The following is a 25,704-nucleotide window of genomic DNA, read 5'->3' as shown; positions in this document are numbered from 1 at the left end:
TTTCGGGAAATATTATATGGAATTTATAGCGATGAAGAAGTTATAAATTCAAAAAAGCAGCTATTCTACGTAATAGCTGCTTCTTTCATTATTTGTAATTAGGAAGCAACTTGTACTGTAGATAAGGAGAAACAAAATCCTCTATTTTTTCAGTATATAAAAGATAAAGAGGGAAAGGTATTATAACTTCTGTAGTAATCTTTCGCCGCTTTTCATGTCACCTTTACACAATGGGCATTGCGGCTTATCTTCTAAAGAAAAATTTTTACGCATCCATCCAAGGCAGTCGTCTGCTTCGCATTCCCACACAGCAATTGCTTCTGGTTCTTCTACAGGTTTATCATTTTTTCTCCAATACATGTGATCGCTCCTTTAAATTGAAAAGTTTTTTAGAAAAAACAAAAAAGGTTGTTAACATTTTTGTTAACAACCTTTTATTTATTCATCATACTATATTTTTTTGAAAAATGCGAAGTTTAGTAATTATTAAAGTTATAGTGGAATAGTGATTATACAACCGCAGGATTATAAATCATCGTAAAATGTCCTTGTAATAATTCAATATGACAAGGTGTATGAAGCGAACTTTCTCCATCTGTATCTACTTCTTTTTCTTCTTCTGTTTCAATATGAATGGATTTCGCTTTTATGTGGAAGATGTCATTTTCATTTGTGTCTTCAAATAGTTTCTTTCCGATGTAATCTTTAAATGCTTGAATACCCGTTGATTTGACTACGAAAATATCAAGTGTTCCGTCATCGCATTTTACGTTCGGAATAAAGGAAGGGATACCGCCAAGATATTCGCCGTTTCCGACCATGACAAGGACGGCTTCGTCTTCATATACTTGTCCGTCGTATGTTATTTTTACTGGGAATGTTTCAGCGTTTTTGACAGTTCGAATGGTGCTTAAGTAGTAACCAATTTTACCAAGCTTTGCTTTTTCTTCGGTATCAATATTGTTTGATACTTCAGAGATGAGTCCAATGCCCCAGAAGTTTAAGAAGTGTTGTCCGTTTGCTTTTGCGACATCAACTGGTTTTATATGTCCTTTTGTGATAAGTTTTGCTGCTTCTGCAATGTTTTGCGGAACACCAAGTGTGCGAGAGAAGTCGTTGCAAGTTCCGCCTGGAATGATTGCAAGTGTAGGTCTAGTTTCAAGAGGGGCTAAGCCGTTTGTGCATTCAAATACAGTTCCGTCACCACCGAAGACGATGATTAAATCTACTTTACTAGCAAACTCTTGGCAATATTTTGTTGCATCACCTTGTTTTTTCGTATGAAGGATATGTAGATCAGGAAAAGCTGCGGCAAGAGGTGGTACGATTTTCGTTAAATTTGTATGTAAGTCACCTTGACCAGCTTTCGGATTTACGATGAGGAGTACTTTTTCAAATTTTGTCTTTGTCATTTTTATTCTCTCCCTTTGTCTTTTACGAATCGTGATAGAAAATAAACTTCCATCAGTAATTGATGGAAGTTTACCCCGCTTAACGGGCAGTAAGACTCCCACCTCAAATTTCGCCGAATACGAGGAAGTCAGGTGGGAGATTAACTGCCCGTAAAAGCCCGATTGGTGAAGGCTAATAATCAGTGGGAGAAAAAAACCCACTGATTAAAGTTTCACTTTATTTTATTATATTATTCCGTTACAACTGAAGCGATAAATGGTAAGTTACGATATTTTTCTGCGCAGTCGATACCGTAGCCAACGATAAATTCGTCTGGAATTTGGAAGCCAACATATTCAGCTTTTAAGTCCACTTTACGGCGCTCAGGCTTATCAAGTAACGTACAGAATTTTAATGCTTTTGGTTTATGCATAAAGAAGTGATCTTTTAAGAAATGAAGTGTTAAACCAGAATCGATAATGTCTTCTACGACAATTACGTTTTTTCCAGTAATGTTTACATCGATATCTTTTAATAGTTTTACTTTTCCAGTTGTTTCTGTTTGATTTCCGTAGCTAGATGCAGAGATAAAGTCGATAGTTACTTCGTTTTTAATGTGACGAATTAAATCAGCAGCGAATACGAAAGATCCTTTTAATACAGCGATTACAACGATTTCTTCTCCTTCAAAATCACGTTCGATTTGAAGCGCTAGTTCTTTTACTTTTTCTTGTAATTGTTCTTCAGAAATTAAAGTGTCTTTTATTTCAATATTCATTGGAATCCTCCTACAGTGTAAAACTTGTGAACATTTCGACTGTAAAGGATAGAATAGAAAAAGTCAAAGAAGGTAGTCTTTTTTTACAAAAACAACGGAAAAATCATCTGATGATATGATATACTAAATATATTAAGAAAACGCTTCCGTAAAAGGGTGATTATGATGAAAAAGAAACAATACACAAGTGTAACATTTATAAAAGCATTACTTTTAACAATTGTTCTTGGTCTGTTGGCTTACATAATTGATGTACCTGCAATTCGCATTTCACTAATTGGAATGACTTTAGTATTAGGCGCAATTTCTCATGGCATGATGTCACAGCTACAAGAAGCTGGAGTTGAGAATATGAAAGATCATATGGATAAGAAATGAGAAACCTTCACGTATATAGAGTGAAGGTTTTTTTCTTTTCTTACAAAAATGTAAGGTAGTTGTAAGACAAATCGATAGTTGCATAGTAGTGTTTTGGATAAACTATAAGTGTAAGGTAAAAGGTAAGCATATTTTAGGTGAATTAAGTATTAGGCACTCTATATGTGAAAAAGGAGTAGGAGGGCATGGAGAAACGTTGGACAACCTTTTCTTTTTTAGCGACTAGTAACACCGTAATGCTAGCTGGAGAAATGGATTTTTTGCACTTGTTTGATCGAGAAGACGATCATTCTTCTTCTAAATTTACAATGAAATGGCGTAAATGGAGCGAAAGTTGTAAATTGGAAGAAGAGACCCCTAACGAAGAGCAAAAAATTATTTTAACAAATCCTATTAAAGCGTGGGTTGCTCAACGTAGTAAGTGTAACGTCAAAAATCACTTCAAGAAAACTGAGCCGAGACAATTAGTTATCGCTCCGGCCAATTCTACTTCTAAATCACGCGAAAGTAACATGTAAATATTGAGACACACCCAAAGAAGCATCGTATTTATACGGTGCTTCTTTCTTGTCCATAAAAAGTCCCTTAGCGTATGAAAGATTTGTTATGATTATAAAGGAATCTTACATTTTACATATGGTAGGAAATATGATGGAAGTAAAATTAGAAAAGGTGTGTATGATGAAAAAATATAGTGTAATTGCAGTAGCGAGTTTGTTGGCAACAAATCTATTAACATTTCCTTCTAGCTCTTTAGCAGAAATTGAAAATAAAACGAGAAATAGTATAGAAGCTTTACCAGTTATACATAGTAGTAAGCAAAGTGAATTGCAAAAACAATTAGAAGTTATACAAGAGCAACAAATGGAATTAGAAAAAAGAAAAGATATTTTGAAACAGCAGGAAGAGTTATTTGTTAAGGTTGACGAATTAAAACAGAAAAAAGAAGAATTACTAAAACAAGGTAGCGAAGATAAAGGGCAATTAGAAGAAGTTCAGCAGAAATTAGATGAATTAAAGAAACAACAAGAAGAACTTGAAAAGAAGAATCCGTTAGAACTAAAAGAAAAGAAGATTGATGAAAAGAATAACCAAGAAGAAAAAAACTCGAATGAATTAGAGGAACAAACAAAGAAGGAAGAGCTTGAAGAGAATAGTCGATTAGAAATAGACGAAAAGAATAAACAAGAAGAGATAAATCCTGAATTAAAAGAGAAGCAAAAGAGAGAAGAATTAAAGAAACAGCAAGAAGAATTACTAATAAAGCAGAAACAATTGGAGCAGCAAATAGAGTTAAAGAAGAAAGAAGAGGAAGCAAAACAAGAACTTGAATTAAAGCAAAAAGAAGAGCAAGAAAAACAAGAGCTTGAATTAAAGCAAAAAGAAGAGCAAGAAAAACAAGAGCCTGAATTAAAGAAAAAGGAAGAACAGGAAAAAAGAGAAGTAGAATTAAAGAGGGCAGTAAGTAATTTACAAGCAGCACCACAATCATTCCCTGATGTTCCAGGGTGGGCGGAAGAGTCTGTTACTTATTTAGTGAATAAAAAAGTAATTACAGGAATGCCGGATGGAACATTTTCACCGAATAACGTATTAAGTAGGGCTGAAGCGGCTACAATTATGGCTAAAATTTTAGGATTGGAAGTTAAAGAAGGCGACAAGCCAACCTTTATAGATTCGAAAGATACTTGGGCATCCTCTTACATTGCAGCGGTGGAAAAAGCAGGTGTTATTAAAGGTGAAGGAAACGGGAAATTTAATCCGTACGGCCAAATGACAAGAGCGGGAATGGCAACAATGCTTGTACAAGCATATCAATTAGATTCGAAAGTTAATGGAGAATTACCGACATTATTTAATGATGTGAAGGATCATTGGGGCGAGAAATTCATTAATATTTTAGTAGAGTTAGGTATATCAAGTGGTATTGATGGAACACAGTGGCAACCTGATAAATCGATAACACGTGCTGAGGCAGCGCGACTTGTTGCGGTAACAGATAAATCTAAAGATAGTGAAGTAAAGGTGAAAAAGGTAAATATAACGAAAAGTTTCTTTACGTATAACGAGCCATCATTATCATCAGGTATTTCAAATGAATATGCATCACAAGAAGTAAAGGTATATGAAGAAAGAGAAGGTGGATGGATAAAGATTTATACGGATTTGGGTTTTAAGTGGGTGTGCTTAACTGAGAAGAAAGTAAATATAACGAAAAACTTCGTTACATATAATGAACGGTCATTATCGTCTGGTATTTCAGGCGAGTATACTCCGCAAGAAGTGACGGTTGTAGAAGAAAGAGAAGGCGATTGGATTAAAATTCGTACGAGTTTAGGTTATAAATGGGTATGTCTAACTGAAAAGAAAGTACAGATTGATAGAGACTTTACTACTTATGATGCTCCGTCACGGTCTGCGACTGTTTTAGCGTATTATGGACCACAAACAGTAACTGTTGTAGAAGAAAGAGGAACGTGGCTTCGTATAAGTACATATGCAGGATACCAATGGTTAGACACGAAAAAGGAGACAAAGTATTTATCTAAAGTATTTTTTGCATATGACAGCCCTAGTTTTGTATCGCGTGTATCAGGGAAATATTCTCCGCAAACAGTAGAAGTGTATGGTGAAAGAGAAGGCGGTTGGATTCAAATACAAACTAATAATGGTTTGAAATGGGTTAATGAAGGCAATATTAATCGTAGTCAAGTGATATTGAACGTACCATCAATTTACCAATTCCCAGAATTACACAATGGCTGTGAAGTAGTTTCTTTACAAATGCTTGTGGAACATCAAATTGGTCGCTCATTAAATAAAGTAGCATTTGCGTTTGAAATGCCTTTTGATCAAACGAAATTAAAGAACTATAAAACATCATCACAAATTTGGGGAGATCCAGATGTAGGGTTTGTAGGTGATGTGACAGGAAATACGCCAGGATATTCTATTAATCCAGAACCATTAAAAAGATTGTTAGATAAATATGCAAGAGGAACGAATTTAACAGGAAATGATTTCTCAGTCCTAGAAGATTATGTGCGAAATGGGAAACCAGTTGTTACTTGGGTAACTGTAGCACTAAATAATCCAAGACCAATTACAACATGGAAAACACCAAGTGGAAAAACAATTTATGCACGAATGAATACTCATGCGGTCGTTTTAACAGGTGTCGATGATAATTACGTATATTATAATGATCCGTTTTATGGCACGAAAAATGTGAAAGTGAGTAAGAGTTGGTTTGCAAGTATTTATAACCAAATGGGGAAGAAAGCTTTAAGTGTAGATTAAATAAAAAAGGTTATCCAAAAGATTATTTTTGGATAACCTTTTTTTATAATGAAATCTTTAACAGAACTCCATTTCATCTGCATCTTATATTTACATCTGTTGTTTATTCTAGTGATACATCCGATGCGACGTGATGTAAAACGTATAAGAGGAGAGAAATAAAATGAAAAAGAAACTATTACCAATTTGTGCAATGGCACTTTTAACAGTAGGTTATTCTTCAGTAGCGAGTGCTTCTACTGGAACATTAACAAAGGAAGAAGCAGCGCAAGTACAGTCAGATGTAGCTAAAAAGGAAGCAGCAATTCAGGAACAGCAAAAAAATGATGCAGAGAAAAAGCAAGCGGTGCAAGTACAAGAAAAAAGTGATATGGCAAAAAAAGAAGCAGCGATAAAAGAGCAACAAAAGAATGAAGTAGCGAAAAAAGAAGCAGCACAAGTGCAACAAAAAAATGATGCAGTCAAAAAAGAAGTAGCCAAGCCAGTTATACAAGGTGAAAAATTACCAAACACAGCATCAAATAATGTAGCAATGATGGCATTAAGCGCCTGTCTTGTCGCAATAGGTACATTATTTGGATTGAATCGTCGCAGTAAGGTTAAAGCGTAAATAAAATATTAGCCTATAAAGAATGGAATAATTTCATATATTAAAAATGGTAGGTTACTCCTACCATTTTTTGCATGGAGGGATGAAGCATGAAGTTACTCAATTATATCGGTATTATATTAATGGCTATAGGACTATTTATAGGATCATATTATGCTGTGGAATGGTATAAAGGAAAAAGCTCTGCTCAAGAATTAACGAAAGAAGAAATAGAGAGCCTTAAAAATATACAAGATAATCAACTTTCTCATGAAACACCTGTAACTTCCAAAGTACCTTCTTCTCAAACAGGGCATAAAGAAGGAGAAAAGGTAGCTATGTTAAATATACCGAAAATAAAGAAGAAGTTTTCTATATATTGGGGAGCAAATGATGCAACATTGAAAAAAGGAGTTGGTATGTTCGTTAGTGATTTAACGACAACGCCATCTGGAGGGGGACATACTGTACTGAGTGGGCATCGAGATACTGTATTTACAGATTTAGGAGAGTTAAAAGAAAAGGATACTCTTATATTAGAGTATGATAATAAAACTTACACATATGAAATTCAAAAGACATGGATTACCCATGCGGATGATCGTACTGTTATTATAAAAAAAGAAGAACCAATATTAACACTGACGACTTGCTATCCATTTGATTATATAGGAGATGCACCAGATAGATATATTATTGAGGCGAAGTTAACTGCTAGTCATTCAAAATAAAGTGAAACTTTAATCCGAGGGGGTCTTGTCCATCCTCCCTTGGATTATTAGTTGAACCAATCGGGCTTTTACGGGCAGTTAATCTCCCACCTAATTTCCTCGCATGTGCCGAATTTTGAGGTGGGAGTCTTACTGCCCGTTAATGCGGGATAAAATTGTAGTTCCTGAAAGTGAGAGGAGGATATATAAATTATGTCAAAAAACATTTTAATTGTTGAAGATGAAGATATTTTACGTGAAATATTAAAAGATTACTTTTTGAGTGAACAATATGTAGTGTTTGAAGCAAGAGATGGGAAAGAAGCTTTAGTCTTATTTGAAGAAGAAGCGGTTGATTTAGTTATACTCGATATTATGTTACCGGAACTCGATGGGTGGTCTGTTTGCCGAAGAATCCGTAAGACGTCCGGGGTTCCTATTATTATGTTGACGGCACGTGTTGATGAGGATGATACGTTACTTGGATTTGAACTTGGAGCAGATGACTATGTGACGAAGCCATATAGTCCACCAATTTTATTAGCAAGAGCGAAAAGGGTGTTAGAAAGCAGAAAAGTGACAAAGCAACTTTTAGAGAATGAAGATGATACGTTATCAATTCATGGTATTTCCGTCCATTTTCCGTCACGTACTGTTACTGTAGATAGAACAGACATTAATTTAACACATACCGAATTTGAAATATTAGCGTATTTCATGAAAAATCAAGGGATTGTTTTAACGAGAGAGCAATTAATTTCAAGAATTTGGGGATATGAATTTGCTGGTGATGATCGAACGGTTAATAGCCATATTCGTAATTTACGAAATAAATTAGGGGAGAAAGCAAAGTACATTACAACTGTAGTGCGAACTGGATATAAATTTGAGGGGAATGTATGAGAAAAGGGATTGTACTAAAATTATTTATCCTTACAACAGCGTTATGTATGTTAATATTAGCGACAATATTTATTGGACAAACGATATTTTTTAAACAATATTATGCGAATCGAAAAGTGGAAGATATTAAAGTGAATTTAAATTCCTTTGAAAAAAACTATTTAAATTATGCAGGAAGTGCAGAAGGAATTCAGAAGCTGGAGCAAGACTTTTTAAGAGAAAATAATACGTGGATTACGACATTAGATCGAAATGGAAATTTAAAATATGCGGATGATTTTTATTTTGAGGTAACGATAGACCCTAGGAATCAGAAAAGTTTTGGAAAACAAACATTCATCATGCCCTTGTACTATCTCATCAATATAGAAGAAATTGAAAGTAAAACACCAAGTGAAGTTTTAAATCAAGAAATTGATTTTTCTGGAGTGAAAAAAGAAGAGAGCTTTATTCCCTTTTTTTTCGAATTAGGCAAACGGGATTTAAGTGGATCTAATAAACCGTTAGAAAAAGCATTTAAGGAGAAAATGAGTAAATTAGATGAGGAGAAAAAGAAAGCAGTTCAAGAACAACTTGTTAAGGAAAAGAAACCGGCCGTCCAGGAAGAAGCTAATCAGGAATCTGGCGTATACATAGGAGGACGTGTTACAAAAGTACAGTTACCTGATGTAAAAGGTCCTGTGAATCCAATTTATAAAAATAGTATATTCTTAGATAGCATCAAGGATTTTCAAACTGATTTAGTATTAAAAGAAAGTAATCAAATCCAATATTCAATACAAACAATGGATTATGAAAAGAATGATATAAAATATAAATTATTAATCAAGCCAATAAAAGAAAAAGACGGATCGGTCACATATATATATGCGATGGCTTCTTTACAACCTGTAGATGAGGCTGTGCAGATGGTACAAGATTATTACATATATATCATTGCATTTGTGGTTGTTCTTATTTTTCTAGCTTCATTTTATTATTCAAAACAAATTGCAAAACCATTACTAGTAATAAATGATACAACGAAGAAAATAGCTCATTTAGATTTCACCGAAAAAATACCGATTACTTCAAAAGATGAAATTGGGGATTTATCGAAAAATATTAATGTACTATCTAATAAACTTCATTCTCATATTGGACAGTTAGAGCAAGATATTGAAAAGGAAAGAAAGTTAGAAAAGACGCGGAAAGAATTCATTTCTGGTGTCTCACATGAATTAAAAACACCGTTAAGTATTATGAAAAGTTGTATTTCTATTTTAAAAGATGGGGTAGCTGAGCATAAAAAAGACTACTATTTTCAAGCGATGGAACGAGAAGTAGATAAAATGGATACTTTAATTTTGGATATGCTTGAGTTAGCTAAATTTGAGTCAGGCACATATAAAATGAAAAAGGATTTATTTTATATCGATACAGTAATTGAAGACATATGCGAACAGCTTTCTGTGGAGATAGAGAAAAAAGAACTTCATGTTCATAAAAATATATGCTCAGTTGAAGTGAGTGCAAATCAAAATCGGATTGAACAAGTCATTGTGAACTTTATTACGAATGCAATACGTTATACACCAAATAAAGAGGATATCATTATTTCTACAATAGACGAGAAGGATCGTATAAAAGTGTGTATTGAAAATAAAGGTGCTCACATTGAAGAAGGACAGTTAGATAAAATTTGGGATCGTTTTTATCGCGTGGATGCAGCTCGCCAGCGTTCGCAAGGTGGAACGGGGCTTGGGCTTGCTATTTCAAAGAATATTTTAGAACTACACAATGCTGAATATGGGGTAAAGAATACAGAAGATGGTGTGTTATTTTACTTCTATTTACCGAAAAAAGCGTAGATAATACAATCTACGCTTTTTTAATTTAATTTCATATTATCTTTACTTAATCTTTATTTTTAAACAGTATACTTTGAATAGAAAATGAGGTTATGTAAGGAGTAGATTAGCCGTGAATAGCAATTTACTAGGTGTGATGGTATTTATTTTCTTTTGTGCATTTATTGTATTTATTATTGATATTACGATATGAAAAAAGAGCGCTAATTAAGCGCCCTTTTTTTGTGAATTCATTTGATAAGCACCAATGCTTTTGAATAAGCGTGGTGAAGTTGTAAATAAAAATATAAGTAAAACTGTACATAGAATAAAGGAACCAATCATTGTGCTACCGTTTACGATTAATGAATATAGCACAGCTGATTGTCCTTTCGGTGCGTATTGTCCCCAAAAAATAATACCGGCGATAAAGTGACAGAAATAGCGAGCTAAACTACCGATAAATGTAGCAAGGATAATATAGGAAATTGTTTTCTTTCTTTCACCGTTAATTAAGGTCTGCTGAATTTGCTTATAAAAGAGTCCAGCAAAGCCGATAAAGGCAAAGGCAATGAAGTATTCAATGAATGCTTGAATAGGTGTTAAAATGTAAGCATCACCTACAACAATTTGTAATAGTCCCCAAATTAATCCTCCTAAGAAAGCCATTTTGAAGCCCCAGCGGTATGCGATAATAAAAATAGGAATCATTGCAAATGAAATGGAACCACCTGTTGGAAGTTTAAGTGATAATGGTAAAATGTCGATAATCATGGCGAAGGCTGCAAGGATTGCAGATTCGATCATCGCTTGTAAATTGGTGTTACGCATGTTGTCTCCCCCTAAATCCAAGTTGTACAAAAAAGAACATTATCATAGGAGGATACGAAATACGTAAATAAAAAAGAGGTATGTATTTCGGACGTTTGCACAATCCCTGCGCTAGTATTAACTAACAGGTTCTAAGGGTCGGAACGAAATGTTCCCTCTCAGCGATAAGGCTCCCCCTGTGATAACGAGATTCTTTATTTGCTATTGTTCATTTTAATCGAAATGGGTGAGAATGGCAAATGAATCTAGTATGACAATGATTGAAATATAATTGTAGTGAAATGTTAATAAATATGAAGCAAAAGGGGATAGTGCTAGAGAAATAGAGTATGATATAATTTTTCTGAAAATAATTATCATTCTCTTCTGAGGGGGAAGGTTATGAGCTTAGTAGATATTAAAATTGGTGAGAAAGTGTTAGTGAAAAATATTCAGTCGTTAGATCAGTTACTAAAGAGAAGACTGGCTGCTTTCGGCCTGGCGGAAGGAAGCGAGCTTCGGCTGAAACAGAAAGCGATGTTCAAAGGTCCTTGTACATTGGAGTGTCGTGGACAGTTAATTAGTATTCGTCATTGTGACGCGAAAATGATAAAGGTGGAATTAGCGTGAATAAGGTAGCTTTGCTAGGGAATCCGAATACAGGGAAAACATCATTATTTAATGCACTTACTGGTTCTTATGAGTATGTAGGAAACTGGAGTGGGGTAACAGTAGAAAAGAAGGTTGGTAAATTAAAAGATAAGCAAGGAACATTAATTGATTTACCAGGCGTTTATGATTTGAATCCAGTTTCACGTGATGAAGGTGTCGTTACGAATTTTCTACTAACAGACGAATTTCATCATATGTTAAATATTGTGGATTCTTCGCAATTTGAGCGAAATATGCATTTAACGTTGCAATTACTTGAATTTGGTAAGCCGGTTTCAATTGGTTTAAATATGGTTGATGTGGCGAAGCAAAGAGGAATTGTGATTAATGTAAAACGGTTATCAGAAATATTAGGTGTAACAGTCGTTCCTGTCATCGCAAGAACCGGAAAAGGCTGTGAAGAACTACTTACTACTCTTCATGAAGAGAAACAAAAAGAGAAAAAGCCATTCATTATTTCATATGGTGTACAAATGGATGAAGGGATTGGAGAGGCAATTGCTCTTTTAGAGACAGCGAATTATGAGCATCCGAGATGGTTAGCCCTACAATTTTTAAGCAATAACGAAGTAGTAGAAAAAGAAATGAAAGCATTACCAATTTATAAGGAACTTATAGCCATTCGATCTCGTTTAGATGGAAAACTTGATTGTACGTTGGAAGAGTACATTTACAAAACTCGTGAAGCGTATATTGAAAAGTTAAAAACAAATGTTATGCAGCATGAGAAAGAAGGGAAAATTCCTTTTTCGGAAAAAATCGATCAGTTAATTACACATAAAATTTTAGGACTTCCAATCTTTTTAGCAGTTATGTTTTTTATTTTTCAGGTTACGTTTACGTGGATTGGTACACCTTTATCGGATATGCTGGATGGATTTTTTGGCGGACAACTTACTGATTGGGTTACAGCTGGGCTCACAAGTGTTGGCGCTTCTGACTTTATTCAAGCACTCGTTACAGAAGGTATTATTGCTGGAGTTGGTGCGGTATTAGTATTCGTTCCACAAATCTTTGCACTATTCTTTTTCATTTCATTATTAGAAGACTCAGGATATATGGCACGAATTGCAGTTGTTATGGATAGAATTATGGAGTTTTTCGGTTTAAACGGAAAAGCGTTCATTCCGATGATTATCGGCTTTGGATGTAACGTTCCAGGTATTATGGCAGCGAGAACGATTGAACAAGAAAAAGAAAGGTTACTTACAATTCTTGTAACACCATTTATGTCTTGTTCAGCACGTTTACCTGTATATGCATTATTTGCGGGAGTGTTCTTCCCTCATAGTCAGGCAACTGTTGTTTTCTCTTTATACGTTGCAGGTATTGTTCTTGCATTACTCGTTACAAAAATTATGTCGCTTACTATTTTAAAAGCGGAAAAATCTATTTTCGTAATTGAATTACCACCTTACCGTGTGCCACAAGCGAAAACGTTATGGCTGAGCACGTGGGAGAAAGGTAAAGGATTTGTTCGTAAAGCAGGTACATTCATCTTCGGTGGTTCTGTTGTCATTTGGTTATTAAACTATGCAGGTCCATCAGGATTTGGTGTTGATATGGGAGACAGTTTCTTAGCGATGATTGGTGGATTTATCGCACCACTTTTTGCACCGCTCGGTTTTGGAACGTGGCAAGCTGCGGCATCACTTTTAACTGGATTTTTAGCAAAAGAGGTTGTCGTTTCTACAATGGCAATTATTTATGCGGTTAAAGAAGATGTGTTAGGAAATGTAATGGGAGCACATTATACTGCCTTATCAGCATATGCATTTATGTTCTTTATTTTATTATATGTTCCGTGTTTAGCGACAGTAGCTGTTATTAAACGTGAAACAGGATCGATGAAATGGACAATTTTCTCTGTCGCTTATCCATTAGTTGTTGCTTATGTATTAACGCTCATTATATACCAAGTTGGATCCTTACTCGGATTCTAGAAGGAGATGTATTAAGATGATGGTCAATATTATAATTGGAGCTATCATTTTTGGTTATGCAGCATATACGTTAGTTAATTTTGTAAAGAGAAGTAAAAAAGGAAAATGCGCAGCATGCTCTATAAATAAATCATGTCAGTCTCAAACTTGTAGTCCGGATATGGAGCAAGTTGCTCATAAAGTGAAACTTTAATCAGCGGGGATTTTGTTCATCCCCCACTGATTATTATCCACACCAATCGGGCGTTACTGCGGGATAAATAGAAAAAAAGCTTTGCGAATTTCGCAAAGCTTTTTTGTTTTACTTTTTAATTTTTACAAGTTGTGCTCCTTCTACACCATTTTTTCCAGGGAACTCTTTACTTGGGTCTTTATCGAATTTTAGTACACCAACAAATTTTTCCTCACCTTTTACATTTCCGTAAGTTGTGTCGTCAACAATTGCGAACATATCTGCATATGCGCGGCCACTTCCGATAATTGTGTTGCCTTCATATTTTAATTTTGCTCCATCAAGTGTAGCATTTTCTACTTTATCTTTTGCAAATAATACACCTTGGTCTGTTGTTACAGCTGGTAATTTATCAAGTGGTTTCGTGTTGTCTTTTTCATCCACTTTGCTAAGTAACTCTTTTTTTACGAGTTCCTCACCAGTTTTCTTATCCATTACAAGAACTTTTTTATCTTCAAGTGTTGTAAGCTTCATTTTATACATATCTTTTTCTTTTACTTCTTTTTTGTTTTTATCTGCAATTTGCGTGACTTGCTCTTCTGTTCCGTATAATACAAAGCCGTTCGCTTTTTCTCCTAATAAAGAACAACCTGATAATGCTCCGAATGAAATTGCTGCTGCTAATCCGATTCCTACTAATTTTTTCATGATGATTTCTCCTTTTGTCTGTTTTATAGTAAATACAATTTTTGTATTAGTGCTTACATGTGGAGAAGCTTGTTTGCTGCTTCTGGTATTAGTGTATAAGAAATGTTGAAACGTAACTATCGAGTTAGCTTACAGTAACATTACAATTATGTAATTTAGTGAAATTGCACAAAAATATGTTAATTTTGGAGGCAGAAATAATAAGGATATAGTAGGAATACAATATTCTATCTGGAATGTCATATTATATTGGGTGTATTTTGGAAATAACATGTAAGGACATCTTAGTTTTGTTATAATGAACACATAGGTTATAAAAATGAATATTCTTACTGTAAAGGGAGATTTTGAATTTTCCAAGTAGTGAATTTGAAATATGAGGTATATCATAGGAGGAATTTGGATGTCTGTATTTAAACGATTAAGAGATTTAACAATGTCGAATGTGTATTCATTAATTGAAAAAGCTGAAGATCCAGTTAAGATGACGGATCAATATTTACGCGATATGCAAGCGGATGTACAAGAAGCTGAGAAAAGTGTAGCAGCTCAAATCGCACTTGAGAAGAAATTTAAATTATTATTTGAAGAGCAAGAAGCACTTGTGAAAAAACGTGAAGAACAAGCTCATATGGCTGTTCAAGCTAGTAACTTAGATCTTGCGCGCCGTGCGTTAGAAGAAAAACAAAATGCAGAGCAAAAGATGAATGAGTATAAAGCAAGCTATGAGCAAAATAAAGCAGCTGCGGATAACCTTCGTGCGAAGTTAGAAGAAATGCGCAAACAATTAACAGAGCTGAAAAATAAACGTGAAACACTTGTAGCGCGTGTAAACGCAGCGAAAGCACAAAAGAATATTAATCAGGCGATGTCTGGATTCGATTCAAATTCAGCAAAAGCTGGTTTAAGCCGTATGGAAGAGAAAGCACTTCAATTAGAGGCTGAAGCAGAAGCAAGCGGTGAAATTTACAAGAAAGAAAAGTCGTTAGATGATGAATTCGCAAGCTTAAACAAAAATTCTGCTGTTGACGATGAATTAGCTCGTATTATGAAGCAGTACGAGAAATAATATAGAATAGACAAAGAAGCCGACATGTCTGAAGAGAATTCATGTCGGTTTTCTATTACCTTTTAGAGGAGGTTTTGCAATGACGTGGACGAATGTTTTAGCCATGCTTGTATGGACTGGAGCGAGTGCGGTACTTTTATTTGCAATTATGTGGGTTGATTCGATTTTTACAAAATACAATGATTTAAAAGAAATAAAAAATGGGAACACAGCTGTGACAACACGTTTCGTTATGAAGCTATTCGCTCAAGGATACATCTTGTCACAATCAATTACGAAAGCGAATGATTTATGGCAAGCACTTCTTGCTTCAGCAGTTTCTTTCGTTATTTTATTAGTTGTAGAAATGTTTATTGAATTTGTTTTAAGAAAAATGGCAGGTCTTGATTTAGAAGAAGGAACGAAAGAAGGCAGCGTAGCACATGCGATGTTAGCTGGTTCATTACATATCGTTGGTGCATTTATTTTAGGTGCTTGTTTATAAAGAGAGAAGGAGGGGTAGATTGTGAGCTTATTTAAACGTATTAAAAATATAATGAAAAGCCCAGAGCCGCCAAAGCCAGAAAAGAGTCTTTTAACGTTGGCTCCTGGCGATATGATTGAAGTTTCGTTAGTAATGTACGAATTAACTGGGAAAACGAGCATGCATTCTCGCAAGGAAATTGTTTTAACGCTGCAAGACGGGAAAGACATTCGCTATTTAAAAATTGAAGATCGTGAAAATACGTATTACAAATTGTATACACCGATTGATGGTCGTTTAGATTCAATAGATGAAATTCCGACGACGATTGAAATGGATGATATAGAGTATCATATGGAAGAGCAATATAATGGCCGTGTTGTTGTGATGGGGAAAACACCATTCGCTGCTTCAGAAGAACAGTACGTATGGGAATTCCAGTCTGACAACCGCAAATTATTACGTGTTGAATGGCAAAATGGTCGCACAATGATGTATGAGGGAGAAGCAATTATTCCTGCTGATGTACAAATTATAAGAGCAACGTAAGGGGGCGTAATCATGTCAAACCGATTGTTTACCATGATTAAATCGTTCGTAATCCCTATACTTGCTATCGTTACATTACTTGTTATTGCCGGTTATGCTTTATCGGGCTGTCAAAGTGGTCAGGCGAAGTCAATTCAGGACCGTTATCCGCTAGAGTCTGTCGCAAAGGATGGTAAACAAGAATCTTACGTGTATAGGGCCGCCAATCGGTCAGTTCCTGAAGTCGCAAAGGAACTTATTAACGATAGGAAACCGAAGCAAGCATCTAAAGAAGACGAAAATCAAATGTTTCTCGTCTATTCGGATAAAATGTATAACCTTCAAAAAGATAAAGAGAAACCATCTGATACGTTAATTGAAGTAAGTAATGAAGAATTTGTCCGTCAAAATTACCAACCGTCATTCCTACAAGGATATATCATGGGGAGTATATTAAACGATATATTCGGTTCAAAGAAATCATCATACGGTGATTATCGCGGATATAACGACAGACAAAATCATAAACCAGTTACTCCAGAAAGACCACCTACGAAAGAAGAAAAGAAAACCCCGCCTCCAATTACGAAGGAAGGGAAAGGATCTATTATTAAGCGAGGCGATAATGTAGATCCGAAATCTTCTGTAGGAGATACAGGAAGTATTACGAAAAAAGGAAGTAATACGCCTCCGCCTTCTACTGGAAGTAAAGGGAAAATTACAAAAACACCAGGTGGTTCAAGCGGATCAGATGTGAAGCCAAAATCATCTATTAAAACCCCGCCAAAGAATACATCTCCCCCGAAAACAAGGGTTGGTGGTTCAGGGAAAATTACGAAGAGAAGATAATAGAGAGACCGAGAAGTGGAACGTGCTTTTCGGTCTTTTTTTTGTGGAAATAATTCCCTTTCAATTGGTGCAATTAAGCATAAGGAGGGGATATTATGACTATGTATAAAAGGTTTAGTGTAATGATGTTCCTCGTATTATTCTTGAGTTTGTTTATTAGTACAACGATGAAATTTAGCTTTATTGGGGGTGTTTTATGGATAATATGTGCTTGTGCTCTGTTTTTGTATTTGCCATTCAAGTTTCAACATAAGGTTAACGTCTTGTATAAGTATGTGGAATGGATTAAGCGCGGAGGGAAATGGAGTGATTAATAGAATTATAAAGAAAAGAAAATAGGCATAAGAAAATAAGGGAGATTTGGGGAGAGATAGTAATGGGGAGATCTGGAACACAACCAAAAGATTTAAGGGAAATTGAGTATGATGAGAATCGCGTATTTTATGCAGTTCCAATGTATACTTCACTTTATACAAGTTTGCAATATAGTGATCGTCTAAGAGTATTGATTTCTTTTTTATTTGCAGGGGCAATCCATTCTTTATTAGAGATAATTTTACCAGCATATGTTACTGCATCTTACAATACAAATACGGAATGGCTTATGTTATTTCCAGTTTGGGCTATAGTGTTTATCGTTATAACAAAATTAGGAATGGAGAAATGGCATCAATATGTAGTACATCCTTTACTATGTGCATTGCTCGGTTATAGCTATGCTTCTATTTTAAAACAAATTTTTTCTATAAATATGGACTTATATGTATTTACGGCAATCATTGCTGTGGCCTTTTTATTGTTTTCATTTACAACATGTAAAGTATATTCACTTCCTATGTATCTTTTTAATGCTTGTACAAGTTTAGCTTGTAGTTTTTATCTTGTCTTTTTAATTATGTCTATTTTGATTTTATTGGGAACTGTCCCGGCAGAAACGTCATATAGTGGTCTTTATGTGTTTTTAGCATTTTTGTTCCACTTTATAGTAGGGTTTCGCCATCGCTTTAAGATAGTTGAAGGTTTACTTGCTTTTGTTGTTAGTTTTTGTAGCACATATTCTATTTACATTTTATTGGGACGTGAATTTACAGTTGCAGCTCTTATGCACACATTAACGGGTGGTTTTATTTTTACTGCATGTTTTGGCATACTAGCATCTTTCGCAGCACGTAATTGTTTTCAGCCAACGTCGAAATTATTTTATCCGCGTCCACTCCCAGTAGTGTACACTGAGTATGATCGCGGACATACTCAAGGACGTACTCAAGGACATGATGAAGGATACGAGGAAGGGCGAAGAGCAGCAGAAAGAGATTATGATTATTAAGTAAGACATCTAATAAAAAGAAGCTCCTACTAGTTTTTACTAGCAGGAGCTTCTTTTATTGTTTATTAATGAATATCGCGTTTCTTGAAATTACCGCCTTTTACTTCTGCTACGTCATAAACTGTAATAAAGGCATTGGGATCAATTTCATTAATAAGGTCTTTCATTTTACTTTCTTCTAAACGGTTAATTACACAAGAAATTTCTTTAAATTGCTCTCTTGAATAACCACCATAAACTTCATTGTATGTAGCGCTTCGGCCTAAACGATCGCGAATGGTTTCTACCATTAATTCAGGCTCTTTAGTGATGATTTTAAATGTTTTCGAACCACTTAAACCAACTTCAACGATATGAATCACTTTCGAAGCAATAAAGTAAGCAATTGCCGAAAGGATAGCGCCTTGAAGACCGAATACTGTTGATACGAAAATAAATACGAACATGTTTAAGAATAAAATAAGGTCACTCGTTCCGAAAGGTAATTTACGAGAAAGTAATACAGCTAGCATATCGATTCCATCTAATGCTCCGCCGTTACGTAATGCTAGTCCCATACCAAAACCGATAATAATACCACCAACAACTGTAACTAATAATGTATCGCCTTCAATAATAGTTGGTACTCCGTGCATGACAACGGTACCTATTGCTAATGAAGCAATCCCGATAATGGAATAAATTGCAAAGCTTTTACCGATTTGCTTATATCCTAACCAAACGAAAGGAATGTTAATAACTGCGATTAGAGCCCCTAATGGCAATCCAAATAATCTTGAACTAACGATACTTAAACCAGTCACACCACCGTCGGATACGTTATTTGGAATTAATACCGCTTCTAATCCGTATGCTGTGATAAATGCCCCAATAATAATCATCAAAGCTTTTGAAGCAAATTTTAGCTTATTGGGCTTGTTTTTGATACTTTTCTCCATGTAATTTCCTCGTTTCAAACTAGTTTCTTGTTTGTTACATAATTCACACCTAAATTTTATTTTAACATTTAATTTGAAAAATTTCTCCTTTAATGGATGTATGCAGGGAATATTATGACCATATTATTATTTTAAATACAACTGTAGAAGATTAGAGAGTGGTCATAATTTTAATATGAAAAAGTAGAATGAATAGTATGGATATATACATTTGGGGCACTAATCTTAGGGAGGGGATTCTGTGGGATACTGTATGAAATGTGGAAATGAAACGAACGAGGGCAACAAGTTTTGCGGGCAGTGCGGGGAGAGTCTTAGCTATAAAACGGTAGAGGGAAGTTTTCCGAATAGCAGTTCTAGTAGTAGTATAGAAGTTTTTTCTTTAGTTGGTTTCATCACTGGATTAATATCTTGGTTTATTAATTTATGGGGGCTTATTGGTAGTGTAGCTATCGTATTTTCTATATTGGGTTTAAACAAAAAAGTGACAGGTACGAGTAAAACATTTGCTATTGTTGGAATGGTTTCTGGAATTATTAATGTTTTGTATGCTGTTGCGTTATTAATTTAAATTTGATGAACGAAAAGGTATAAAAAATCCCCTGTGCATAAAGCATTCAGGGGGACCTTTTATTTGATAGCTATTAAGAAACAATAAAACTAATGACTGTTAGGAATAAAGCGAAGCCTAAAATTGTTCCACACACTTTCATATGGCGCTTACGTCCCATAACGACAATCGCAACATATTCACGAATCATTGCGTTAGGCCAGTAATAAAAGGCTGTTTTTGAGCCAATTCCTTGGCTATTAAGACCGGCTTGCCTTGCGTATATACCAGCGCGGAAAAGGTGGAAATTATTTGTTGTGAAAATACTTTTATACTTACCTTCAGGTTTTAAAGAATCCATAATTTCTTTAGAGAACAACATATTTTGATATGTGTTTACAGAGCGATTTTCTTGCACTGTATGTTCAATCGAAATTCCTTTTTCAACAGCATACTTTTGCATCGCTTCTGCTTCAGGAAGGCCTTCATCTGGACCTTGCCCGCCAGAGAAAATGATTGTTGGTGGTGTATTCACAGCTGCTTGTTTCCAATAGAAATCGATAGCTTTATTAATACGACTTGCAAGTAAAGGTGGTACTTTATCATTAATTAAGCCACTTCCAAGAACGATGATAAAATCTTGGTTACGTCTCGGTCTATTGAATTGATATAAAAAATATGCGCTTAAGAAGTTAGACAAATGTACAAAGAAATACATAGTTATAAGCGAAATCGCAGCGAAAATAAATTGAAAATGCGCTGAGAATAAACTTGCTGGATTTATGATAGGAAGCATCATACAGAATAAAATCCCTAAAGCAGCAATTAAAGTTAAAGAGTTTGTAAAGCGTCTTCCTTCACGCCTCATCAAGATTCTTGCATTAAGAAATAGTCCAACCATTAAAGCAACGATGCCAAAAGGTATCATTATAAGCAGCGCTAGCATAGGTAGAATTACGATGAAATGTAAAGCGTTACTACCAGATGCAAACGAGGCGATTGCACAAAATAATAGAAATGAACAGAAAAAGGCATTAAATAAAAAACCGTTTATTATTTTCCGTGGGTCTTTTAAGTAAGAAATAAGAAAAATAATAAACAATATAAGAGGAATAATTCCGAAATACATAAATATAGTACACCTCAATTTGTATAATAATTTGACATACATTCTATATTACATGATTTTATAATTGGAAATGAAAGAAAAAGGATTTTGAATTTTCTTAACAAAATATATGGATGCATATGATTAAATGTATTTAAGGCGATATATTAAAAGTAAAATGGTTGAAAGGGCACTCTGCGGAGTGTCTTTTCTTTTGGGTATGTAATTGTGCATATTGTATTTATTTTCAAAGGAAGAGGATTACAATATAAGTTGTAGACAGGCTTTATAAAGCAGAATTTTGTACAAACATTTCCCTCTACTTTTTTGTATCTAACAATCGTATAACAATAAAGTGAAACTTTAATCAGTGGGGGGGCATCCCCCGCTGATTATTAGCCTTCACCAATCGGGCATTTACAGGCAGCCCGACCCCCACCTAACTTTTTTTCTTTCGCTGAATTTTGAGGTGGGGGTCTTACTGCCCGTTAATGCGGGATAAATAATTCTGTTTTATAGTGTCTGTTTATGAAAAGTATGAAAGGTATCTTCTTTGAAGGCGCCTTTTTGTTATTTAGTGTAGATAGTTATCACTGTTGATATAGTGGGAAATATCTATACTAAACATTAGCAATCTTCTGTATAAAGATTATCAATTTACTATATATTCCAGTGGTGTTAAGTTAAATATGAAAGGCTTTCTTTTTCAAAATATTACCCCTAATAAATTTTTGAAAAAGTCAACTGTCTCCAAATTTGTCATTCGTGCTTAGCAAAAAAGAATCCTGCTGGATTCTTTTTTTGTTCGACATAATATGACAAATTACATTTTTATAATTTGTTATATTGTTAAATAGTTATTATGGAAAAGAGAAGGGGACTTAAGTATGGGATTTAAAAAATTACTTTTAACAGGTGCAATTGTTGCAACTACAGCATTTACTTCAATTGGGACGGCGCAGGCAAGTATAGAGTTTAAAGATGTTCCAAACAATCATTGGGCTTATAAGGCAATTATGGACTTAGCAAATAAAAACATTGTTGCTGGATATGGAAATGGGATTTTTGGATTTGGTGATGATGTAACTCGTGAGCAAGTTGCAGCCCTTATGTTCCGTCAATTAAAGCCAGCAGTAAAAGAACAGTATAATAATCCGTATAAAGATGTTACTGATCGTTCTACTCAGTTTAAAAAAGAGATTCTTGCTTTAACAGAGATGGGTGTATTTGCTGGAGATGGCACAGGGAACTTTAGACCGAAAGATTCGTTAACTCGCGATGAAATGGCACAAATTTTAACAAAAGGGTTCCAATTGCAAATAAGAGGGGATCATAATTTCCCGGATGTAGATAGAAATGGATGGGCGAATCCTGCGATTACTGCAGTTAAATCAAATTATATTACAGCTGGAACTGGTGATGGTAAATTCGCACCTAGAATGCATGTAAGTCGTGAGCAATACGTTCAGTTCTTATATAACGCGACATTACCGCTTGAAGAAAGACCAGGAGCAGGACAAGAACAACCAGAGCCAGAAGCAAAACGCTTTGCTAACTGTAAAGAAGCAAATGATGCTGGGGTTTACGATATTACAAGAGATAGTCCGTATTACGGTAAGCATTTAGATCGTGATGGTGATGGAATTGCTTGTGAGAGAAATAAGAGCGGTAAATAAGAAAAAGCACTCAGGCTGAGTGCTTTTTCTTATTTACACATGCTATTTTTTTAGGCGATTCTCATAGAATGGGAGTAATGAAATGAAAGTAGGTGATAAAATGCCAGCTATTGTTGAAGGGGTTATTATTGAGAACTGTAACGGGACAATTAACTTAGGTGATAAATATAACGTACATCCGATTGAAAAAACGAAAGCTTATAACGGATCTGGATCTTCAAATACGGGACTAAATGTGAGGACATTCAGTGGTATTAGTACGGCAGATGTACAGGATAACGATGTGTATGATCAAGAAATTCAGTTTACTTTATAGAAGCTATATGTAAAATTGCATAAAGTGATGTATTTGCCTTGTGATACAATTGAGATGTTAGTGATACATCTTTATCATAGTTGTTAGACTAGAAATGTGACGTCGTATCGAAAATCATACGTATAAGTAAAAAAAGACACTTCGCTCGAAGTGTCTTTTTTATTTTAGTGATACCCTTTAGCAGAGTCTTTATGAATTTTATTTTTAAATATGCTGTAGCTCCAAAGCTGATATCCAATAACGATTGGTACCATGACGATTGCAACGAAGAACATAATTTTCAAGTTTAATTCACTACCGGCTGCGTTATATAACGTTGTACTGTATGCGTCGTTAATACGCGATGGTAACATTCTTGGGAACATACCTGCAAAACCAGTTGTCATAAACATTGCGATTGTTAAGCAAACGAATGTGAATGCAAGGCCGATTTTATGTTTGTACACCATAATAAGTGCGAGTACACTCATTAACATTGCAAGTACTGGAAGAATGAATAGTACAGGATATTCCGTGAAGTTTTGGAATAAATTTGTACGATTTGCAGTTGCGACATAGAAGATAGCTAAAATGATAGCAGCTGCCATTGAAAATGGTCTTGCGATTTTATAAGCACGATCAGATACTTCGCCAGTCGTTTTAATCATAACCCAAAGGGCACCAGATACGACGAATATAGCAGTGAAGAAAAGCCCACCTAAAATACCATAATGGTTTAGTAAGCTAAGTAAATTTCCTTCATAACCGTTTTTTCCGATTTCTAGTCCGTAATATAGATTAGCGAATGTAACACCGAATAAGAAGGCGATTAGGAAACTACCAATTGTAAAAGCCCATTTACAAGTTTTTTGCCAAAGTGGTGAATCGTCTTTATGCATAAATTCAAGTCCAGCGGCACGAGCAAATAGTGCAAGTAATACTAAAAATAGTGGTGTATATAGGTAACTAAACATATTTGCATATGTGATTGGGAAGGCAGCAAATGTTGCGCCACCCGCTGTAATTAACCATACTTCATTACCACCCCAGAACGGGCCAATTGCTTCTTGTAATTGATTTCGTTCTTGTCGGTCTTTCGCAACGAATGGGAAAATCATCCCGTTACCGAGTGCGTAGCCATCAAGAATGAAGTAAACGGTCCAAATTACGCCCCATAAACCGAACCAGATGACTGCAAGCATATCATGAGACATGAGCTGTACCTCCTTCAGTAGCAGGTTCTTCTAATGCAGCTGGTCCTTTTTTCGCGAACTTCAGCATTAAGTATACGTCTGCAATTAAGAGTAAAGTGTAGAACAAGATTAAACTAATTAACGAGAACCAAATTTGCGGGACTGATATAGGTGATACAGATTCTGCTGTACGCATCAGTTTATATACTGTCCATGGTTGGCGACCTACTTCAGCGACAATCCAACCAGCATTAATTGCAATATATGGAAGTAAGACAGACCACATTGTAATTTTTAAATAACGTTTTGAGTTTTCTAGTTTTCCTTTTCGGTTTAAATAGAAACCGAACCAAGTTAATGCCATAAAGAACATACCAAGTGCAACCATTAAGCGGAAGCTATAGTACACGAGGTTAACGTTTGGACGATCTTCTTTTGGAATATCTTTTAAACCAGTAATTTCGCCATCAAATGAGTTTGTATAGAAGAAACTTCCTAGCTTTGGAATAGTAAGGAATTCAAAGTTCTTTTCATTTTTCACATCAGGAATTTGAATGATTGAGAAGCCTTGTCCTTTTCCAGTTTCCCAAACTGCTTCCATTGCAGCTCCTTTTGCTGGTTGATATTTAGCAGCTGATACCCCTGATTGATGTCCCATAAAAGGTGTAACAGTTGCAGCGAATAACCCTAACATTAAACCAAACTTAAACGATTTTTTGAAGAATTCCACTTCATTTTTACGTAGTAAATGATATGCACTAATTGCCATAACGAAGAAAGCACCAACGATATAACAACCAATTACAGTATGGAAGAACATATTCCAAGCATATGGATTTGTAACAAGTGCCCAGAAGTCATTTAATTCAGCACGGCCGTTACGTACTACGTAGCCAACAGGATTTTGCATGAAACCGTTTGCTGTAATAATCCAAAGGGCAGAAATATTTGTTCCAAGTGCGACCATCCACATACAGAAGGCACGGAACTTTGGTGAAATTTTATCTTTACCGAATAACCATATCCCCATGAAGGTAGATTCTAAGAAGAAGGCAACAAGTGCTTCGATTGCGAGAGGTGATCCGAAAATATCTCCCATATATTTGGAGTACTCAGACCAGTTTGTTCCAAATTGGAATTCCATCGTAATCCCAGTTATAATCCCCATTACGAAATTAATTGTAAATAATTTACCCCAGAAATTTGCCATTTTGCGGTATGTTGGATTCAATGTGCGGGCGTATTGAGTTTCCATACATGCTACTAAAATAACAAGTCCGATTGTCAAAGGTACAAATAAAAAGTGATAAAAAATAGTAATTGCAAATTGAAAACGACTCAGTAACAGAACGTCGGACATAATAAATACTCACTCCTTTTTTACATTATCTACAATTAGTTTATAGTGAAAATAGGAGTAAGGTATGTGAGACTTGTTACAAAGCTGTGTGTATATTTTGAAAGAATTATGTCGGTTATCTGAAAATATATTGCTTTTATAATAAGACAATATCCTTTTTGAGT

At 35.0% G+C, this 25,704-nt stretch carries 28 protein-coding genes and 1 riboswitch; of the genes, 19 read left to right on the top strand and 9 right to left on the bottom strand.

From position 1 onward, the window contains the following. Positions 1-180 precede the first annotated feature (180 nt). The 3 genes from QUF93_RS25510 to hpt form a co-directional block, all read right to left on the bottom strand. Entirely contained in the window at positions 181-360 is a 180-nt protein-coding gene (locus QUF93_RS25510) for a cold-inducible protein YdjO-related protein (RefSeq protein ID WP_002015777.1), read from the bottom strand. Between the two features lie 149 nt (positions 361-509). Further along, positions 510-1,412 (bottom strand): diacylglycerol/lipid kinase family protein, encoded by a 903-nt coding sequence (locus QUF93_RS25505; RefSeq protein ID WP_289360596.1) that lies wholly within the window; start codon positions 1,410-1,412, stop codon positions 510-512. A 230-nt stretch (positions 1,413-1,642) separates the two neighbouring features. Beyond that, entirely contained in the window at positions 1,643-2,170 is a 528-nt protein-coding gene (gene hpt / locus QUF93_RS25500) for a hypoxanthine phosphoribosyltransferase (RefSeq protein WP_002123365.1), read from the bottom strand. Positions 2,171-2,332: 162 nt separating this feature from the next. Here hpt and QUF93_RS25495 point away from each other — a divergent pair, with 162 nt between their 5' ends. The 7 genes from QUF93_RS25495 to QUF93_RS25465 all read left to right on the top strand — a co-directional run bounded on the left by QUF93_RS25495 (position 2,333) and on the right by QUF93_RS25465 (position 9,900). Beyond that, complete coding sequence (locus QUF93_RS25495; protein WP_002123363.1) at positions 2,333-2,548, top strand: hypothetical protein; 216 nt, start codon at positions 2,333-2,335, stop codon at positions 2,546-2,548. A 185-nt stretch (positions 2,549-2,733) separates the two neighbouring features. After that, on the top strand, positions 2,734-3,066 hold the full coding sequence (locus tag QUF93_RS25490) for a hypothetical protein (protein ID WP_289360595.1): 333 nt from the start codon (positions 2,734-2,736) through the stop codon (positions 3,064-3,066). Positions 3,067-3,226: 160 nt separating this feature from the next. Then, complete coding sequence (locus tag QUF93_RS25485; RefSeq protein ID WP_289361015.1) at positions 3,227-5,848, top strand: S-layer homology domain-containing protein; 2,622 nt, start codon at positions 3,227-3,229, stop codon at positions 5,846-5,848. Between the two features lie 163 nt (positions 5,849-6,011). Beyond that, entirely contained in the window at positions 6,012-6,458 is a 447-nt protein-coding gene (locus tag QUF93_RS25480) for an LPXTG cell wall anchor domain-containing protein (RefSeq protein WP_289360594.1), read from the top strand. Between the two features lie 89 nt (positions 6,459-6,547). Then, positions 6,548-7,168, top strand: a complete 621-nt coding sequence (locus tag QUF93_RS25475) for a class D sortase, LPxTATN-specific (RefSeq protein ID WP_289360593.1) — start codon at positions 6,548-6,550, stop codon at positions 7,166-7,168. Between the two features lie 192 nt (positions 7,169-7,360). Further along, entirely contained in the window at positions 7,361-8,050 is a 690-nt protein-coding gene (locus QUF93_RS25470) for a response regulator transcription factor (RefSeq protein WP_289360592.1), read from the top strand. Continuing rightward, a complete protein-coding gene (locus QUF93_RS25465) occupies positions 8,047-9,900 on the top strand; it encodes a sensor histidine kinase (protein ID WP_289360591.1) in 1,854 nt (617 codons plus the stop codon). The genes QUF93_RS25470 and QUF93_RS25465 overlap by 4 nt, the downstream gene beginning before the upstream one ends. 207 nt (positions 9,901-10,107) lie before the next feature. Here QUF93_RS25465 and thiT read toward each other — a convergent pair whose 3' ends face one another. Next, on the bottom strand, positions 10,108-10,710 hold the full coding sequence (gene thiT, locus QUF93_RS25460; RefSeq protein WP_289360590.1) for an energy-coupled thiamine transporter ThiT: 603 nt from the start codon (positions 10,708-10,710) through the stop codon (positions 10,108-10,110). Between the two features lie 85 nt (positions 10,711-10,795). Beyond that, positions 10,796-10,897: riboswitch (TPP riboswitch) on the bottom strand. 194 nt (positions 10,898-11,091) lie between these two features. Between thiT and QUF93_RS25455 the strand changes: the two genes are divergently transcribed. Genes QUF93_RS25455 through QUF93_RS25445 form a run of 3 tightly spaced genes read left to right on the top strand, consistent with a single transcriptional unit; the run spans position 11,092 to position 13,497 of the window. Continuing rightward, a complete protein-coding gene (locus tag QUF93_RS25455) occupies positions 11,092-11,319 on the top strand; it encodes a FeoA family protein (RefSeq protein ID WP_098099400.1) in 228 nt (75 codons plus the stop codon). After that, positions 11,316-13,304, top strand: coding sequence for a ferrous iron transport protein B (gene feoB / locus QUF93_RS25450; RefSeq protein WP_289360589.1), 1,989 nt, complete (start codon positions 11,316-11,318; stop codon positions 13,302-13,304). Before QUF93_RS25455 ends, feoB begins: the two co-directional genes overlap by 4 nt. Before the next feature lie 16 nt (positions 13,305-13,320). Continuing rightward, positions 13,321-13,497, top strand: a complete 177-nt coding sequence (locus tag QUF93_RS25445; RefSeq protein ID WP_289360588.1) for a FeoB-associated Cys-rich membrane protein — start codon at positions 13,321-13,323, stop codon at positions 13,495-13,497. A gap of 108 nt (positions 13,498-13,605) precedes the next feature. Here QUF93_RS25445 and QUF93_RS25440 read toward each other — a convergent pair whose 3' ends face one another. After that, positions 13,606-14,184: a lipoprotein BA_5634 family protein gene (locus tag QUF93_RS25440; RefSeq protein ID WP_289360587.1), complete on the bottom strand. Its 579-nt coding sequence runs from the start codon at positions 14,182-14,184 to the stop codon at positions 13,606-13,608. Positions 14,185-14,587: 403 nt separating this feature from the next. Here QUF93_RS25440 and QUF93_RS25435 point away from each other — a divergent pair, with 403 nt between their 5' ends. The 6 genes from QUF93_RS25435 (at position 14,588) to QUF93_RS25410 (ending at position 18,420) form a co-directional block, all read left to right on the top strand. Then, a complete protein-coding gene (locus QUF93_RS25435) occupies positions 14,588-15,253 on the top strand; it encodes a PspA/IM30 family protein (protein WP_000110294.1) in 666 nt (221 codons plus the stop codon). A gap of 79 nt (positions 15,254-15,332) precedes the next feature. Beyond that, on the top strand, positions 15,333-15,737 hold the full coding sequence (locus tag QUF93_RS25430) for a DUF350 domain-containing protein (protein WP_002123337.1): 405 nt from the start codon (positions 15,333-15,335) through the stop codon (positions 15,735-15,737). 21 nt (positions 15,738-15,758) lie between these two features. Next, positions 15,759-16,265: a DUF4178 domain-containing protein gene (locus tag QUF93_RS25425; protein ID WP_000051748.1), complete on the top strand. Its 507-nt coding sequence runs from the start codon at positions 15,759-15,761 to the stop codon at positions 16,263-16,265. Between the two features lie 12 nt (positions 16,266-16,277). After that, entirely contained in the window at positions 16,278-17,093 is an 816-nt protein-coding gene (locus tag QUF93_RS25420) for a DUF4247 domain-containing protein (RefSeq protein ID WP_002123334.1), read from the top strand. A gap of 95 nt (positions 17,094-17,188) precedes the next feature. Beyond that, positions 17,189-17,407, top strand: a complete 219-nt coding sequence (locus QUF93_RS25415) for a hypothetical protein (RefSeq protein ID WP_289360586.1) — start codon at positions 17,189-17,191, stop codon at positions 17,405-17,407. A 62-nt stretch (positions 17,408-17,469) separates the two neighbouring features. Then, positions 17,470-18,420: a hypothetical protein gene (locus tag QUF93_RS25410; RefSeq protein WP_289360585.1), complete on the top strand. Its 951-nt coding sequence runs from the start codon at positions 17,470-17,472 to the stop codon at positions 18,418-18,420. A gap of 65 nt (positions 18,421-18,485) precedes the next feature. Here the strand turns inward: QUF93_RS25410 and QUF93_RS25405 are convergent, their stop codons facing one another. Then, positions 18,486-19,358, bottom strand: coding sequence for a YitT family protein (locus tag QUF93_RS25405; protein WP_289360584.1), 873 nt, complete (start codon positions 19,356-19,358; stop codon positions 18,486-18,488). A 241-nt stretch (positions 19,359-19,599) separates the two neighbouring features. On the opposite strand from QUF93_RS25405, the gene QUF93_RS25400 reads away from it, so the two are divergent. Next, the gene (locus QUF93_RS25400) at positions 19,600-19,929 is read left to right on the top strand and encodes a zinc-ribbon domain-containing protein (protein ID WP_289360583.1); all 330 of its coding nucleotides are present in this window, start codon (positions 19,600-19,602) and stop codon (positions 19,927-19,929) included. 73 nt (positions 19,930-20,002) lie between these two features. On the opposite strand, the gene QUF93_RS25395 is transcribed toward QUF93_RS25400, so the two are convergent. After that, positions 20,003-21,037, bottom strand: a complete 1,035-nt coding sequence (locus QUF93_RS25395; protein ID WP_289360582.1) for a YdcF family protein — start codon at positions 21,035-21,037, stop codon at positions 20,003-20,005. 866 nt (positions 21,038-21,903) lie between these two features. Between QUF93_RS25395 and QUF93_RS25390 the strand changes: the two genes are divergently transcribed. Together QUF93_RS25390 and QUF93_RS25385 are read left to right on the top strand one after the other, a co-directional pair. Further along, positions 21,904-22,692, top strand: coding sequence for an S-layer homology domain-containing protein (locus QUF93_RS25390; protein WP_289360581.1), 789 nt, complete (start codon positions 21,904-21,906; stop codon positions 22,690-22,692). Positions 22,693-22,774: 82 nt separating this feature from the next. Beyond that, complete coding sequence (locus QUF93_RS25385; RefSeq protein WP_033712087.1) at positions 22,775-23,008, top strand: spore germination protein; 234 nt, start codon at positions 22,775-22,777, stop codon at positions 23,006-23,008. Between the two features lie 164 nt (positions 23,009-23,172). Here the strand turns inward: QUF93_RS25385 and cydB are convergent, their stop codons facing one another. Both cydB and cydA read right to left on the bottom strand, forming a co-directional pair. Continuing rightward, a complete protein-coding gene (gene cydB / locus QUF93_RS25380; RefSeq protein WP_289360580.1) occupies positions 23,173-24,201 on the bottom strand; it encodes a cytochrome d ubiquinol oxidase subunit II in 1,029 nt (342 codons plus the stop codon). Beyond that, a complete protein-coding gene (gene cydA, locus QUF93_RS25375; RefSeq protein ID WP_289360579.1) occupies positions 24,191-25,540 on the bottom strand; it encodes a cytochrome ubiquinol oxidase subunit I in 1,350 nt (449 codons plus the stop codon). Before cydA ends, cydB begins: the two co-directional genes overlap by 11 nt. Between the last annotated feature and the right edge of the window lie 164 nt (positions 25,541-25,704).

The organism is Bacillus hominis (assembly GCF_030348325.1).
Lineage (GTDB): Bacteria > Bacillota > Bacilli > Bacillales > Bacillaceae_G > Bacillus_A > Bacillus_A hominis.
This window is presented reverse-complemented; position numbering and strand designations above follow the sequence as displayed.